The organism is Thalassospira sp. MCCC 1A01148, assembly GCF_001613795.1.
Taxonomy (GTDB): Bacteria; Pseudomonadota; Alphaproteobacteria; order Rhodospirillales; family Thalassospiraceae; genus Thalassospira.
Map to the genome: position 1 here is coordinate 491,964 of NZ_LPVZ01000012.1, position 15,780 is coordinate 507,743.

Here is a 15,780-nt window from a genome sequence, read left to right on the forward strand (position 1 = left end):
GCACCCCGCCGCCCCTGCCGCAAGGGTTGGAAGTGACGAAGAATGCCCGTTGCCGGGCTGTTTGACCGATCACACTGTTGCGCATGAAAATATCGCCAGACCTGATCGGATGACTGCGACCGAAAACAAACAGGCCGACAACGTGAATGTTGCCGGCCTGTTTAGTGTTTTTGTCTGCCCCAGAGTGGCGGGACAGAAAGCGAGATTGGCTTAACCCGGGCTCATACCACGCAGACGTTCGGAACGACGACGCAGCAGTTCCACAGTCAGCAGCAGCAGGATCGAGACCGATACAAGGATGGTCGCGGCTGCCAGGATGGTCGGTGAAATCTGCTCGCGCAGGCCGGTATACATCTGCCATGGCAGGGTCTGCTGACGGGCCGAACCGACGAACAGCACAACAACCACTTCATCAAACGAGGTGATGAAGGCAAACAGGCCACCCGAAATCACACCTGGCAGGATCAAAGGCATCTGAACCTTGAAGAAGGTGGTGACCGGGTTTGCACCCATGTTGGCGGCTGCACGGGTCAGTGATTTGTCAAAGCCAACAAGTGTCGCCGTCACCGTGATAATCACGAACGGAATACCCAAAACAGCGTGGGCCAAAATCACCTTCACATAACCGACAAATGCCTGGTTTAGTCCGAGCTGGAGTTCAAGCCAGTTACCCAGCGGCGCATAGAAGAAGAACATACCGGTTGCGGAAATGATCAGCGGCACGATCATCGGCGAGATCAGAACCGCCATCATTGCCTGACGCCCCGGAACATGCGACTGGCTCAGGCCAATCGCAGCAAGGGTGCCAAGGGATACCGAAATCAGCGTCGCAATCGGTGCAATGATCAGCGAGTTCTTGAGCGGCACCATCCATTCGTCAGTACCGAGGAAGTCGCGATAATGCTTCAGGCTATAGCCCTCTGCCTTGAAGCTCAGCATTTCCGGCGTAAAGGTAAAGAAGTTCTCGGCATTGAAGCTGAGCCACACCACCGGAAGAAGCGGCGCGATCAGGAAGAAGAACACAAATGCACAGATGAACAGGAACGCATTGTGCCAAAGAACCTGACCAGGCGTGTAGTAGATCGGAACGCCGGCACGGTAACGTCCGCTTCCAACCCAATTGGCAAACCAGCCCATCGAAATCCCGACGAGGAAGCCACCAAACAAGCCACCAAGGCCGCCGAAAACAAGACCAACAACACCGAAAACAACAGCGGTCGCCAGCGTTTTCTGTTTGCTTTTCATCTTGACGATTTTCGAAAAGACAAAAGCAAGCGCCGCGCCGACAGCAGCACCAAGGACAAACCCGATCCACGGGCTGCCAAAGATGTTGCCGGTAATGAAGCCGAACATGGCCCCTAGCAGAGCCACAAGTGGCATCGTGAAGGTCATCAATTCGGGCCGTCTTACGTATGAGATTACTTCATTCATGTTCTTAGCCCCCCAACTTCACGTTATCGATGCCCACAATCTTGTCGTAGCACCAGTACAGGCCAAGAACGACGACGAGAAGGATAGACCCGAGTGCGGCCGCAAGGCCCCAGTTGAGCGAACTTGAAATGTGATAGGCAATTCGGTTGGAGATGAACACGCCATCCGTACCGCCAACGATTTCCGGCGTGATGTAGTAACCGATCGCCAGAATGAACACGAGGATCGAACCCGCACCAATGCCCGGAACCGACTGCGGGAAATAGACACGCCAGAAGGCAGTCCAGTTCGTCGCACCAAGAGACTTGGCCGCGCGTTGATAGCTTGGCGGAATGGTCTTCATCACGGAATAAAGCGGAAGGATCATGAATGGCAGCAAGATGTGTGTCATCGCAATGACCGTACCTGTTGCATTGTTCATGAGAATAAGGCGGTCCGCATCATCGACGAACCCAAGCCAGACAAGGATTTCGTTGATCACCCCTTGCTGCTGTAAAAGCACCTTCCACGCCGACGTACGCACCAGAAGCGAGGTCCAGAACGGCAGCAGCACCAGGATCATCAGAATACTTGCTGTACGCATCGGCAGGTTCGCCAACAGCCACGCGACCGGATAACCCAGAAGAATACAGCTACCGGTAATAATCAGCGCCATCACCAGCGTACGCGTAAACAGCGTGGTGTAGATCTGCTGATTGTCCGGCTTCATCTTGACCCCGTCTGGCGTCAACGACATATCTACGGAATTAAGGAAGTAGCCCGGCGTCATGCTTGGCGAGTAGAGTTTGATCGTGGCCCAGACCTCGGCATTGCCCCAGTCTTCATCTTCTTGGGTGAAGGCTTCGCGGAAACCGAAATCAGGAAGTTGATCAATATTTGCTGCAGCTGCCTGAAGAGCACTTGCACCCGCACCGTTATAGCTGTTGATCGCTGAAACGGTATCAGGGTTGGTCAAATCCATGCCGAGTGCGCCATAGACCGACTCCCATGGATCTTCTTCGGCAACGGTATCACCATCACGAATGGCAGCCCAAAGCGCAAAGTCGGTGTAGGCGCGTGCCGTCCAAGGCAACATTTCGATGATTTCTGCCGACGGTACAAAGCCGACATCACCGCTCATGTTTTCGTCAGACATCGCAGCCATCAGTTCACGGCGCTGTTCAAGGAAACCTTCACCGCCGGTTCCCGACATCATTTCGAACCAGAAAGACCCTTCTTCAAAATTCGGGTCAATGGCTTCGAGCGGGTCCTGCCAAAGTTCACCAATATCATCAAGCGAACGACCGGTGGTACGGAACAACGAGGAAACGCCGGTCTGTTCATAGTTCAGGCGGGTACCCAGGCGCGTGTGCTGCTTGGCTTCCTCTGCCTTGAACAAATCAATGTAAAGATTGCGATAGACATCTTCGTGTGGCGGTTGACCTGTGGAACCATCCCATTCTGACAGCGCCACCACTGTGCCCGGAATCGTATTGGGCACAATTTCGTTCTCAACCGACCGGAAAAGCATCGAGAGGATCGGTACGATAAAAGTCACGACCACAAAAATCAAAAGCGGTGCAACCAGCATAAGTGCGCGCATCTTCTGGCGCATCAATGCCCTTCGTAGACTTTGTTTTAGTGGTCTGCCATCTGCAGCCAACACTACTTCTTGTGATGTATCACCCATTACGCCCCCGTAAGCCTGCCCCGGTGTTTTCGATCTGTTTTATCGATTGGCAATTTGTTTTGTAGCGATTTGGTCGGTAAAGGGGGCCGCAAACGGCCCCCTTCCCTTAGCTCTTATTGAGCGAGCCAAGCCTGGAACTTGGCATCGATGTCGTCACGGTAGTCAGCCCAGAACTCGTAGTTATAGAGGAACGTGTTCTTGGCGTTTTCCGGATCGGTCGGCATGTGCGGAGCCATGTCGATACCGAGCTCTGCGTGCTTACCAACGAGCGGAGCAGAGGAGAAGCGAGCCGGGCCATACGAGATGTATTTAGCCTGGTCTGCAAGACGCTGGGTGTCGGTTGCGAACTTCACGAAGTCCAGAACACGGTTCAGGCGATCTTCCGGAAGACCTGCCGGAATGATCCAGCCGTCAAGGTCGAAGACCTGTGCGTCCCAAAGCATGGCAATCGGCTGATCCTGTTCAACAATAGCGGAGAACAGACGACCGTTGTAGGTCGAGCCCATGAACACTTCACCGTCAGCCAGAAGCTGCGGGGTATCTGCACCAGCACTCCACCAGATCACGCTGTCTTTGATGGTTGCCAGTTTGTCGAGAGCGCGCTGCTGACCTTCTTCGGTCTCAAGAACGCTGTAAACCTCGTCCTTCGCAACACCGTCGCAGAGCAGAGCCCATTCCATGTTGTTGATCGGACGCTTTTCAAGCGAACGCATGCCCGGATAGGTTTCGGTATCGAACAGGGCACAGATGTCGGTCGGTGCCGGGGTTCCAGCCGGAACCATGTCTTCACGGTAACCGAAGGTGGTCGAGTAGACGATCTGCGGAATGAAGCAATCGCTTACAAGGAGATCACCGAAGTCATCTTCTGCCGAGGTGCCGTCCGGCGCGTCAGCAAGAACTTCGTCCGGATCGATTTCCATTGCGAGACCTTCATCGCAAAGGCGCATCGCATCAGCAGCAACAACGTCAACCAGATCCCAGGTTACGTTGTTTGCTTCGTTCATTGCACGCAGCTTTGCTACAGCTTCGTTGGAGCTTTCATCCCAAGTGATCGAAACACCCGGGTTCATTTCCATGTAAGGCTCAGCATAAGCCTTGATCTGGCTGTTCTGATAAGCACCACCCCAGCTGACCAGCGTCATGTCCGACGCCATATGGTCGTCGGCATATGCTGCACCAGTTGCGACAACAAGCATAGCTGTTGATGCTGTAAGGGTTTTAATGAGTTGCATTAATAGACTCCCTGATTGTTTCCCGGACTATTCGTTGAGGACCAGCACCCGGGCGTACCGGTCCTGTATCTGCCTGACTCTGAGATGATTACGACGCGTCAAGCGCGCGGCAATCCTCTGCAAGCCAGCCGATCTCGATTTCCTGACCAGGTGTCAGACGGACCTGATCCGGTGCGTTCCTGGTCTTGATGATGAACTCATCATTGCCAGCCACGCGCAAACGTGTACGGAAGATGTCACCCATATAGATGAATTCCAGCACCTCTGCCTTAAGCGTATGAGCATCTTCGTGCAGACGATCACGGTTATATTCAACACGTTCAGGACGGATTGAAACGCGGGTACGTTCGCCCACTTCGGTCACATTGACCGGTACAGCATCGATGATCTCGCCGCCATCAAGCTGGACGACACAAGTGTTGCCCTTGATTTCCTTGATGATACCCTCAAGCGTGTTGTTCTCACCGATAAACTGCGCAACGAAGCTGTTTTCCGGCTCTTCGTAAAGTTTGTCGGGCGCTGCAAGCTGCTGAATACGGCCATCATCAAACACAGCGACACGATCTGACATCGTCAGTGCTTCGGTCTGGTCATGGGTCACGTAAACAGTTGTAATACCCAGCTGATGCGCAAGGTGCGTAATTTCAAACTGCATCTTCTCGCGAAGCTGTTTGTCGAGCGCGCCAAGTGGCTCATCCATCAGAACCAGTTCCGGTTCGAACACCAGCGCACGTGCCAAGGCGACACGCTGCTGCTGACCACCTGAAAGCTGTGCAGGACGACGCCCACCAAAGCTGCCCATTTCGACCATGTCGAGGGCGCGCTTAACCTTTTCTTCCTGCTCTGCCTTTCCCAATTTGCGAACTTCAAGCGGGAAAGCCAGGTTTTCCGCAATCGTCATATGCGGGAAAAGCGCGTAGTTTTGGAAGACCATACCGATACCACGCTTGTGCGGCGGAATATCGTTGATCGAAACACCGCCCAGACGAATATCGCCATGAGTCGCGGTTTCAAAACCTGCGAGCATCATGAGGCAAGTGGTTTTTCCCGAACCTGACGGACCAAGCATCGTCAGGAATTCGCCCTTCGGCATAGTTAGGTTGAGATCTTTAACGACAAGAGATTCGCCGTCATAGCTTTTTTGTACACGTTCAAATTCAACGAACGCTTCGTTCGATGCACCGTCTGCCAAACCCAATACCCCCTGATATGTCTTTGTTTGTTCAGCGTTAACGCTATTGGTGATTTTTGTATGCGGAAATTCACTGGAACCAATTCAGAATGACGGCTCGTGAACCCCGAGGATAGAAGCATTGCGACACTACCGCGTAATAGGTGCGCTGCATCTATCTGTTTTCTCTCTCAAGATGATGTGCGCATTAAGCCTGCCTGTCTCGCCCTGCATATTTCGATTTCGATTAATTTCTGCAGCGCGACATTAAAACAAACCTGATATAGCACTTCAACCCCTCATAACTCATAAAGATTTTTCCGCTAGGAAATCCGCCATTCTTTAGATTGTTCAGAATAAAATTCGCCAGCAAGGTCAAATCCGCATTTTTTCTTCCATAAATCGGAATACGATACATTTGCTTTACGCTGGCAATTTCATAAAAACACACCTATAAGGTCGCCATGATTTGCAATGATACTCAGGAATTGCTGCGGTTCTTACCACCGGCAGCACGTGTGTTGGGCCTTGATCTGGGCACCAAGACCATTGGCGTGGCCCTTTCGGATGTCGGGCTTCAGATTGCTTCACCTTATGAGCTGATCTCGCGCAAGAAGTTTTCGCGCGATATGGCGCAGCTTTCTTCGATGATTGATAAGCAGAATGTTGGCGGCATCATCATTGGCTTCCCGCGCGAACTTGACGGTTCGATCGGCAAGGCATGCCATCGCGTCTATGCGTTCATCGATGAAATGGAAAAGTATATCGACCTGCCGGTCTTGATGTGGGACGAGCGACTGTCGACCAATGCGGTCGAGCGCGTATTGATTGACGAAGTCGACATGACCCGCAAACGCCGTGCCGAGGTCGTGGACAAAACCGCGGCTGCCTATATTTTGCAAGGCGCACTGGATCACATGAACCGTCATACCGATCCGGGCGAAAATGCCGAGGCAGATGATGACGATATAGAAGGCGAAGAAGACTAAAGCCGTTTGCTCTGTCGCTATCGAGCCAATCAATCCAAAGCTGCCTGCATCTTCAGGCAGCTTTTTTATTGGGCCTTGATCACCATCATGACACCGAAGAACCGGGATGGCGGAAGCACAAGATCGCCGTTGTGTTCAATCGCGCCCATGGCGATGGCCGCCTCGGAAATCTTGGAAATATCATCCACAATCAACTCAAACCCGGCAAACCCATCGGTGGGAAAGGCCGGATCCTCGACCCCATATCGCGAAACCAGCTCGTCGCCATGCAATGCGTCGAAAATCCCGTCGATCCCGATTTCGCCATAAAATTCCTGCACGACCTCGGCAGCCCAATGATTAAGCAACACTTTGCCAATCGCAACGGCCCCGTTCGTGTGGCTTTGGTAAGCCGGAAAATAGAAATTCTGAACCGGATGACGGTGCTGGCAAACAAAGGTTACCGCATGCCGCAACAAGGGATGGTTTGCATAGGCCAGAGAAAACGCAACACCGACAGTATCGCCGTCCGGCGTCTTTGCATCGCGCTCGAAGTGAAAGACCGGCGGAACCGCAGCACCTGCTTCGATGAATTTGTCGCGATCATGTTCGGCATCATCAGATTGCAAGGCCAGCATCGACATGCCTTCGCGATGGCGCAGGTAATCCCGATTGTATATCGGAAACGAAAAAGGCTGCGCCAGATCAGTCTCAGCGACCTTGGCAGGGTCCACAACGGAAAGAAGTTCGATATACATCCCGTCAAGCTGCACTAGCGCGTTGCCTGTGCCAAAAGGATGAACTGCACGCGGAGTCACCGTAAAGCCAAGCTGTGAATATGCAGAGATCGCGGAGTCCAGATCGTTCACACACAAGACAATGTGATCTATCGCGCGTGGCATGGCATCCCTTTCCGTGAAGTTTCAGCGACCTGGACGACTTTCAAGCGCCTGCACTGTATAGACGCCCAAATCCGTTGGCTGTGCTGACTATCACATCGGAAAACACAGAGCAAAGCGCAACTGGGCCTAAATGAATTTTAGTCACCTGCCCAAACGCATGAAGGGCAGTATATTTCCCCCGGTCCCCATTTAATGATAACAGTAGGCGGAATTCTTAAAGCTCTCCGCACATGGTACCGAAAGCCGCTTTATGATCGCCATCTTGTCAGCTTTGCTGCCTACTTTTGCCCTGATTGTTTTGGGTTATATCCTGCGTGAACGCAAATTCCTGCCTGACAGCTTCTGGCCGGGCGCAGAGAAGCTGACCTATTTCGTCACCTTTCCTGCCCTTTTATTTTCCAATACAGCCAAGGCCGACCTTGGCAGCCTGCCGCTTTTCGGGATTGCGACCGCTATGCTTGGCACGATCGCCATCTGTACCATCCTGATCCTTGCGGTACGTCCCGCCCTGAGGGTCTCTGGCCCGACCTTTTCATCATTGGTACAGGGTGCCATTCGCCCCAACACCTATATCGGGCTTGCCGTTGCTGCCGCACTGCTTGGAACGCATGGCCTGACGGTTACGGCCCTGTGCGTTGCGCTGGTTGTACCAACGGTGAATGTCATATCGGTTCTGGCTTGTGCGCATCTGGGCGACAATGATCGCAATCCGGGCTTATTGTCCCTGCTCCGTGACGTGGCAAAAAACCCGCTTCTGATGGCTTGCGTTTTGGGCAGTGTGTTTAACGTCCTCGGGATTGGGTTGCCGCCAATTGCCGGACCGTTCCTTGAAGTGCTGGGTCGTGCCGCACTTCCCGTGGGTCTGCTTGCCGTCGGAGCGGGTCTTGATCTTGGTGCCGCGAGACGCGCGGGGTTTCCGGTTGGCATTTCAACTGTCGGGAAATTGATGCTTAGCCCGGCAATAGCTGCTGGCCTTTGTCTGGCACTTGGACTGCCGGCCACTGAACTGGCAGCTGTCGTGCTGTATGCAGCCCTGCCCTGTTCCGCCAGTGCATATGTGCTGGCCCGCCTGATGGGCGGTGACGCACAAATGATGGCCAGCATCATCACGGTTCATACCCTTGCCGCAATTGCCACGATGCCGGTGATTGCAATTCTGGTTCAGGTTGTTTGACATGCGGACCGTCTGACCAAACGGTCAGGAAATCACAGTCTATTGGTGGGAATATTTACCTTTTCGTGACTGGGGCAATTCGTTATGCTCCGCGCGAAATTCTTGCAAGACCATCCAAGGGAAATGTGCAACGCCATGAGCGTCATGGGACCAGCGGCGGATCATTATCCGCACCCACACCTCCTCGGCATAGAGGGTCTGACCCCCGGGGAAATCACCCTTATTCTTGATCGCGCACAGCACTATGCGGAAAAAAACCGCTCCGCTGACAAAACCAGCAATATTCTGGCTGGTGCGACGGTTGTTAACCTGTTTTATGAAAACTCTACCCGGACACTGACATCGTTCGAACTTGCGGCCAAACGGCTCGGCGCAGACGTTATCAACATGACGGTCGGCACCAGTTCGGTCAAAAAGGGTGAAACCCTGATCGATACGGCTATGACCCTTAATGCCATGAACCCGGATGCACTGGTTGTTCGCCATGGCGACAGTGGTGCGGTCAAGCTTCTGAGCGAAAAGGTCAATTGTGCGGTTCTGAATGCGGGCGACGGTCGCCACGAACACCCGACACAGGCCCTTCTTGATGCGCTGACCATTCGCCGCCACAAGGGACGCTTGCATCGCCTGAATGTTGCGATTTGCGGCGATATCGCCCATTCCCGGGTCGCGCGTTCCAATATCCTGCTTTTGAACACCATGGGATCACGTGTGCGCCTTGTTGCTCCGCCAACCCTGATCCCGTCCAAAATCGACCGGATGGGTGTGGAAATCTTCCATGATATGGAAGAAGGCCTTAAAGACTGCGACATCGTCATGATGCTGCGCCTGCAGCTTGAACGCATGGAAGGAAGCTTTATCCCGTCGGTGCGTGAATACTTCCATTTTCACGGTCTTGATCGCGCCAAGCTTGCCAATGCCAAACCCGACGCCCTGATCATGCATCCCGGCCCAATGAACCGGGGTGTCGAAATCGACAGTGAAGTCGCAGATGACGTTGAACGTTCCGTCATTCGCGAACAGGTCGAAATGGGTGTCGCGGTACGTATGGCAGCGCTTGAATTGCTCGTGCAGAACCACAGAAAAATCGGAGGTCAGGCATGAGCCCCGCAATTCGCGCCAAAGGTGCTGGCAAAAAAGCATTCATCAATGCCCGCCTGCTTGACCCGGTCAAACAAACCGACGAGGTCGGCGGCCTCCTGATCGAAGACGACACGATTGTCAAAAGTGGTTCGGACATCACCGAACGCTCGGTTCCCGATGGCTTCGAGATCATCGACCTTGGTGGTGCCTGCCTGGCCCCCGGTCTGGTCGACATGCGTGCCCAGTTGCGTGAACCGGGCTTCGAGCATCAGGAAACCATCGAAACAGCCGGAAAGTCGGCAGCAATCGGCGGTGTTACCACCATCATTGCCCTGCCCAACACTGACCCGGTTATCGATGATGTGGCGGGCGTCGAATTTATTGCGCGGCGCGCGCGCAAGGTTGGACTGGCCAAGGTATTTGTCTATGGCGCCGTTTCCAAAGGGATCGCAGGACAGGAAATTACCGAGATGGGCCTGTTGCATCAGGCAGGTGCGGTTGCCTTCTGCGATGGCGTCAAAACAATTGCAAGCGCGCGACTATTGCGTCAGGCGCTGTCCTACTCTGCTTTCTTTGACGGCATGATCGTCCAGCACCCCGAAGAGCCAGAGCTTTCAAAGGGTGCTGCCATGAATAGCGGTGAGCTGGCGACCCGCCTTGGCCTTTCCGGGGTGTCACCGCTGGCCGAGGTCATCCAGATCGAACGTGACCTGCGCCTTGTCGAAATGACGGGCGGGCGCCTGCATTTCGCGCATATCTCGACCGGTGAATCGGTCGAGGTCATCCGCAAGGCCAAAAAACGCGGTTTGAAAGTGACCTGTGATACGGCGCCGCCCTATTTTGCGCTAAATGAAAACGCGGTCTCTGATTACCGTACATTTGCCAAGCTTTCACCGCCGCTACGATCTGAAGATGATCGACAGGCGATTGTCGCGGGCCTTGCAGATGGCACAATTGACGCCATCGCATCGGACCACGACCCGCAAGATGCCGATTCAAAACGCCTGCCCTTTGCGCAGGCCGCGGCAGGTGCCGTCGGCTTTGAAACCCTTTTGCCGATGGCGTTGGAGCTTTATCACAACGAGCACATGTCGCTTCTTGAGGTTATCACCAAGCTAACGCGTGTTCCCGCCGAACTGGTTCGTATTAAAGGTGCAGGAACGCTAGATGAAGGAACGGCGGCCGATCTTGTGATATTTGATCCGGATCGCCCGTGGAAAATTGATCCCTACCAGTTCCAGTCGAAATCCAAAAACTCCCCATTCGATGGCCGATTGACGCAGGGGCGCGTGCTGCGCACCCTGATTGATGGCCGCGAAGTGTTCTCGGAAGGTGCCTGAAATGGAACTTGATGCCACGTACAAAGCGATGTTGATGTCGCTTCAGGTTGCCACAGTGTGTGGTTATCTGCTGGGCTCAATCCCGTTTGGTCTTGTGCTTACCAGAATGGCGGGCCTTGGCGATATCCGTCAAATCGGTTCTGGCAATATTGGTGCGACCAACGTGCTGCGCACCGGGCGCAAGGGCCTTGCCTTTCTGACCCTGATCGGGGATGCAGGCAAAGGTGCCTTTGCGGCATTGCTGTTCACCCATCTTTATGGTGCTGAGCAAGGTATCTTCGCGGGCGGCGCAGCGGTCGTTGGGCACATGTTCCCGATCTGGCTGCGTTTTAAAGGCGGCAAAGGCGTTGCAACCACGCTTGGAACATTGGCAGCCGTAAACTGGATCATGGGCCTTTGTGCCGCGCTGACCTGGCTTGTCATGGCGCTTGTTTTCCGCATATCGTCCCTTTCGGCGCTGATCGCGATGATTGCCGCCCCACTGGCCGCCTTTTTCATTGCCAAAGATCCGGGTGCCGGATGGCTTGGTGTATTTCTTGCCGTGATTGTCTGGCTGGCCCATCACGCGAACATCAGACGCTTGATACGCGGCGAAGAACCCAAAATCGGTCAAAAGAAAAAGCAGGCTGACGAAGATACTTCAGCTTAAGGGACGCAAACCGCCCCTTCGAATAGCTTGACGAAAGAACGCCCGGATGACCACAATCCGGGCGTTATGCATTTTCCAGAGCAACAACCACAGCGATTGCCACAATCTGAACGCCTTGCTCGTATGCGGCTTGCGCGGAGCACCAATATCGGCCCGGTCAGCTTTCGCAAGATGCTGGATCAGTTTGGCACGGCTCGACTTGCGATAGAGGCGCTTCCGGACATTGTCGGCCAAGCCAAAGGTTCACGGAAAATCGAACTCGCAGGCCGAGAAGAAACCATTGCGGAAATCGAAGCGGCAAAAGCTTGCAAGGCCAAACCCGTCATTTTTGGTGATCCCGAATACCCTGAGCTACTTGCCAGAATTGATGATGCGCCGGCGTATTTCTACGCCATCGGCAACCTGGAGCTGCTGGGTAAAACAGCGGTTGGAATTGTCGGTGCCCGGAATGCATCCGCCACCGGATGTGGTTTTGCGCGCAAACTCAGTCATGAACTTGTCAGCGCCGGTTATGTTGTCGTATCCGGCATGGCGCGCGGGATCGACGGGGCTGCGCATGCGGCAGCGATGCAGTGTGCTGGCAAAGACACCGGCGGCACGATTGCAGTGCTCGGTGGTGGCGTTGATGTGGTGTATCCCCGCGAACATCAGGACCTTTATTCGCAGCTCTGCGAACAGGGCTGCGTAATATCGGAAATGCCACCCGGTCTAAAGCCGCAGGCAAGGCACTTCCCCCGTCGCAATCGCATTATATCGGGTCTGTCTTATGGCGTTATTATTGTCGAGGCCGGACGAAATTCAGGGTCGTTGATAACCGCGCGGTTCGCAGGAGAACAAGGTCGCGACGTTTTTGCAGTTCCGGGTTCACCGACGGATCCCCGTGCGAGCGGACCAAACAGCCTGATCCGTGATGGCGCAATATTGTGCGACTCTGCCGACGTCGTTTTGGATACGATCCGGCAGGCAGAGCAAAACAACTATCTGTCCGAAGAAATTCATGCTTTCACTCGAGAGCCCTCTGCAAAGCCTAATGGCTCATCCTCACCCCGATACGCAGAGATACTTTCTTCGCTTGAACGTGACGCTATCTCAGAGGACGAGAAAAAAGCAGAACAACCAATTGAAATAAATGAACTTTCATCCTGTGCCGACACTGAAATAAATCCGATAGAGGACACTGAAAAACTGTTTGATTTACTCTCCTCCTCACCCCTTCTTGTGGATGAACTCATCCGTACGTCGGACTTGCCCGCCGAGCAGGTTTCGACAATTTTGATTGAACTAGAACTTGCAGGAAGGGTTGAACGTCACCCCGGAAATAGGGTATCGCGTATCGCCAAATGAGAGTCGCGCCGAATATGGACGTGACAAATATTGTTGTGATTTGCCGCATTTTGCGCAATTTGATCTGAAAAACAGCGACACACTATAATATATGTGTGCAAAACTTCAGGTTACTGACCACACAGCATAATGACCGCCTTCGGGCGCAAGAACCGGACACGAAAAACGTAATGAATCTTGTCATCGTCGAATCCCCGGCCAAAGCCAAGACGATCAACAAATATCTCGGTGACGATTTTAAGGTGCTGGCCTCATTTGGTCATATCCGTGACCTGCCCTCAAAGGATGGTTCCGTCGATACCGACAACGACTTTTCGATGGTCTGGGAAACAGACAGCCGGTCGGAAAAACAGATTCGCGAAATTGCATCGGCAGCACGTGACTCTGATACCATCTACCTCGCGACTGACCCGGATCGCGAGGGGGAAGCTATTTCGTGGCATATTCTTGAAGTTCTAGAGCAGAAAAAGCTGCTCCGCGGTCGTGATGTTCATCGCGTAGTGTTCCACGAGATCACCAAGAAAGCCGTCACCGAAGCCATCGCCAATCCGCGCGAACTCAATCAGGAGCTGGTTGATGCCTATCTGGCGCGCCGCGCGCTGGATTATCTTGTTGGCTTTAACCTTTCTCCGGTTCTGTGGCGCAAACTGCCCGGGTCGCGTTCAGCAGGGCGTGTCCAGTCCGTTGCGTTGCGGCTAATCTGCGAACGCGAAATCGAGATCGAAGCCTTCAAGCCTGATGAATACTGGTCGCTTGAGGCAGGATTTGCTGTGCCAGAAGGCAAGTTTTCAGCCCGCCTCACCCATTTGAATGGCGAGAAACTCGATAAACTTGCACTTGGCGATGAAAACGCTGCCAAGGTCGCCAAGGAAAAGGTTGAAAGCCGCAGTTACAAGGTATCGAAGGTCGAGCGCAAGGACGTAAAACGCCGTCCGCAGCCACCTTTCACGACTTCAACCCTGCAGCAGGAAGCTTCACGTAAGCTTGGCTTTGGTGCGAAGCGCACAATGCAGTTGGCCCAGCGCTTGTATGAAGGTGTCGATATCGGTGGCGAGACGGTTGGTTTGATCACCTATATGCGTACGGATGCCGTGGTGCTTTCACAGGAAGCACTCGCCGCCGCACGCCGCCTGATCGGCAAGGATTATGGCGATCAATACCTTCCGGCCAATGCGCGCAGCTTTGCCAACAAGGCCAAGAACGCGCAGGAAGCCCACGAAGCCGTCCGTCCGACCGATCTTTTCCGCCGCCCGGAACAGGTGTCGCGTCATCTTGATAAGGACCAGTTGGCCCTTTACACGCTGATCTGGAAGCGGACCGTAGCGTGTCAGATGGAAGATGCACGCTTTGATCAGGTCGCTGTGGATCTGTCATCGAATGACAATCACGTGGTCCTGCGCGCCAACGGATCTGTCGTTAAGTTTGATGGTTTCCTGAAGCTTTATCAGGAAGGCAAGGATGACGATTCTGATGACGAAAAAGATCGTCGTCTGCCGCCGCTCGCAGAAGGCCAGAAGCCTGACCTGGGCAAAGTCAGCATAGATCAGCACTTCACCCAGCCTCCGCCCCGCTATACCGAGGCGAGCCTGGTCAAGAAGATGGAAGAGCTTGGGATTGGCCGGCCATCGACCTACGCATCAATCATCTCGGTCCTTCAGGATCGAAACTACGTCTTGCTGGATCGTCGCCGTTTCGTCGCACAGGACCGTGGTCGCCTCGTGACCGCCTTCCTGTCGAAGTTCTTTGAACGGTATGTGCAGTACAACTTCACCGCAGACCTCGAAAACCAGCTTGATGAAATCTCGATGGGCAAGCTCGCCTGGAAAGATGTTCTCAAGGATTTCTGGAAATCGTTCAAAGGCAATGTTGACGAGGCCAAGGAACTAAAGATCACCGACGTTCTTGATGCGCTTCAGGTAATGCTGGAAAACTATTTGTTCCCGCCGCGTGAAGACGGAACCGATCCGCATAAATGCCCGAAATGCGAAGACGGTAAACTCAGCCTGAAACTTGGCAAGTTTGGCGCATTCCTTGGCTGTTCGAACTATCCGGAATGCAATTATACGCGGCCGCTTGTTGCCAATGAAAACGGTGCGGATTCCGAACTGGATGCCGGCCCCAAGGTCCTGGGTATCGACAAGGAAACCGGTAAGGAAATCACCCTTCGCAAGGGCCCGTATGGTGTTTACGTCCAGCTTGGCGAGGAAGAAGAAGTCGAAGGCAAGAACGGCAAGCCGAAAAAGGTCAAGCCAAAGCGGACCTCCCTGCCCAAGGGACTGGAACCATCTGTCGTTGACCTGACAAAGGCCGAAGAACTTCTGACCTTGCCGCGCGTTGTCGGGATCTATCCCGAAACCGGCGAGGAAATGAAAGCCAACATTGGCCGCTTTGGCCCCTATGTTCAGGCGGGCAGCATCTTTGCCTCGCTCAAAGCCGACGATGATGTTCTGACCATTGGTGAAAACCGTGCCATTACCCTGATCGCCGACAAGCGCGAGAAGGCTGGCAAGGAAATCGGCAAACACCCCGATGATGGTGAACCGATCTTTGTTGCCGTCGGGCGCTGGGGACCGTTCGTTAAACACAAAAAAACCATCGCCAATATCCGCGATGTAGAGCGTGACGACATTACCCTTGAGATGGCAATAAAGGCCATCAAGGAAAAAGAAGCCAAATCGGGTAAGACCACCAAGGCTTCTGCGAAAAAGACGGCGACGAAAAAAGCGCCAGCAAAAAAGAAAACCGCTGCCAAGAAACCGGCAGCGAAAAAGACCACCAAGAAAAAGGCGGCGGCAGATTAACTGCCGCCTTCCTTTT

General features: G+C 53.8%; 12 protein-coding genes. 7 read left to right on the forward strand and 5 right to left on the reverse strand.

From position 1 onward, the window contains the following. Positions 1-210 precede the first annotated feature (210 nt). The 4 genes from AUQ43_RS05210 to AUQ43_RS05225 all read right to left on the reverse strand — a co-directional run bounded on the left by AUQ43_RS05210 (position 211) and on the right by AUQ43_RS05225 (position 5,524). The gene (locus tag AUQ43_RS05210; protein WP_062955170.1) at positions 211-1,431 is read right to left on the reverse strand and encodes an ABC transporter permease; all 1,221 of its coding nucleotides are present in this window, start codon (positions 1,429-1,431) and stop codon (positions 211-213) included. A 4-nt stretch (positions 1,432-1,435) separates the two neighbouring features. Beyond that, the gene (locus tag AUQ43_RS05215) at positions 1,436-3,025 is read right to left on the reverse strand and encodes an ABC transporter permease (RefSeq protein WP_198157144.1); all 1,590 of its coding nucleotides are present in this window, start codon (positions 3,023-3,025) and stop codon (positions 1,436-1,438) included. 188 nt (positions 3,026-3,213) lie between these two features. After that, positions 3,214-4,332: an extracellular solute-binding protein gene (locus tag AUQ43_RS05220; protein WP_062955172.1), complete on the reverse strand. Its 1,119-nt coding sequence runs from the start codon at positions 4,330-4,332 to the stop codon at positions 3,214-3,216. Between the two features lie 88 nt (positions 4,333-4,420). Next, on the reverse strand, positions 4,421-5,524 hold the full coding sequence (locus AUQ43_RS05225) for an ABC transporter ATP-binding protein (protein WP_062955173.1): 1,104 nt from the start codon (positions 5,522-5,524) through the stop codon (positions 4,421-4,423). A 443-nt stretch (positions 5,525-5,967) separates the two neighbouring features. Between AUQ43_RS05225 and ruvX the strand changes: the two genes are divergently transcribed. Further along, a complete protein-coding gene (gene ruvX / locus AUQ43_RS05230; RefSeq protein WP_062955174.1) occupies positions 5,968-6,492 on the forward strand; it encodes a Holliday junction resolvase RuvX in 525 nt (174 codons plus the stop codon). Between the two features lie 65 nt (positions 6,493-6,557). On the opposite strand, the gene AUQ43_RS05235 is transcribed toward ruvX, so the two are convergent. Beyond that, on the reverse strand, positions 6,558-7,373 hold the full coding sequence (locus AUQ43_RS05235) for a VOC family protein (RefSeq protein WP_062955175.1): 816 nt from the start codon (positions 7,371-7,373) through the stop codon (positions 6,558-6,560). Between the two features lie 250 nt (positions 7,374-7,623). On the opposite strand from AUQ43_RS05235, the gene AUQ43_RS05240 reads away from it, so the two are divergent. The 6 genes from AUQ43_RS05240 to topA all read left to right on the forward strand — a co-directional run bounded on the left by AUQ43_RS05240 (position 7,624) and on the right by topA (position 15,764). Then, a complete protein-coding gene (locus AUQ43_RS05240; RefSeq protein WP_062955176.1) occupies positions 7,624-8,547 on the forward strand; it encodes an AEC family transporter in 924 nt (307 codons plus the stop codon). A 144-nt stretch (positions 8,548-8,691) separates the two neighbouring features. Next, positions 8,692-9,651 carry an aspartate carbamoyltransferase catalytic subunit gene (locus AUQ43_RS05245; protein ID WP_114129844.1) on the forward strand — a complete coding sequence of 320 codons (960 nt, stop codon included), beginning with the start codon at positions 8,692-8,694 and terminating at the stop codon, positions 9,649-9,651. Continuing rightward, positions 9,648-10,970, forward strand: a complete 1,323-nt coding sequence (locus AUQ43_RS05250; RefSeq protein ID WP_062955178.1) for a dihydroorotase family protein — start codon at positions 9,648-9,650, stop codon at positions 10,968-10,970. The genes AUQ43_RS05245 and AUQ43_RS05250 overlap by 4 nt, the downstream gene beginning before the upstream one ends. A 1-nt stretch (position 10,971) precedes the next feature. Then, positions 10,972-11,619: a glycerol-3-phosphate 1-O-acyltransferase PlsY gene (gene plsY / locus AUQ43_RS05255; protein WP_062955179.1), complete on the forward strand. Its 648-nt coding sequence runs from the start codon at positions 10,972-10,974 to the stop codon at positions 11,617-11,619. A gap of 27 nt (positions 11,620-11,646) precedes the next feature. Beyond that, positions 11,647-12,963: a DNA-processing protein DprA gene (dprA, locus tag AUQ43_RS05260; RefSeq protein ID WP_232310590.1), complete on the forward strand. Its 1,317-nt coding sequence runs from the start codon at positions 11,647-11,649 to the stop codon at positions 12,961-12,963. A gap of 170 nt (positions 12,964-13,133) precedes the next feature. Then, entirely contained in the window at positions 13,134-15,764 is a 2,631-nt protein-coding gene (topA, locus tag AUQ43_RS05265; protein WP_062955181.1) for a type I DNA topoisomerase, read from the forward strand. The last annotated feature ends 16 nt before the right edge of the window (positions 15,765-15,780 follow it).

What these genes read in the sequence shown, in the direction of transcription:
- AUQ43_RS05210 (WP_062955170.1), bottom strand. Translation starts at nt 1,431, where the DNA reads ATGAATGAAGTAATCTCATACGTAAGACGGCCCGAATTGATGACCTTC.
- AUQ43_RS05215 (WP_198157144.1), bottom strand. Translation starts at nt 3,025, where the DNA reads ATGCGCCAGAAGATGCGCGCACTTATGCTGGTTGCACCGCTTTTGATT.
- AUQ43_RS05220 (WP_062955172.1), bottom strand. Translation starts at nt 4,332, where the DNA reads ATGCAACTCATTAAAACCCTTACAGCATCAACAGCTATGCTTGTTGTC.
- ruvX (WP_062955174.1), top strand. Translation starts at nt 5,968, where the DNA reads ATGATTTGCAATGATACTCAGGAATTGCTGCGGTTCTTACCACCGGCA.
- AUQ43_RS05235 (WP_062955175.1), bottom strand. Translation starts at nt 7,373, where the DNA reads ATGCCACGCGCGATAGATCACATTGTCTTGTGTGTGAACGATCTGGAC.
- AUQ43_RS05240 (WP_062955176.1), top strand. Translation starts at nt 7,624, where the DNA reads ATGATCGCCATCTTGTCAGCTTTGCTGCCTACTTTTGCCCTGATTGTT.
- AUQ43_RS05245 (WP_114129844.1), top strand. Translation starts at nt 8,692, where the DNA reads ATGGGACCAGCGGCGGATCATTATCCGCACCCACACCTCCTCGGCATA.
- AUQ43_RS05250 (WP_062955178.1), top strand. Translation starts at nt 9,648, where the DNA reads ATGAGCCCCGCAATTCGCGCCAAAGGTGCTGGCAAAAAAGCATTCATC.
- plsY (WP_062955179.1), top strand. Translation starts at nt 10,972, where the DNA reads ATGGAACTTGATGCCACGTACAAAGCGATGTTGATGTCGCTTCAGGTT.
- topA (WP_062955181.1), top strand. Translation starts at nt 13,134, where the DNA reads ATGAATCTTGTCATCGTCGAATCCCCGGCCAAAGCCAAGACGATCAAC.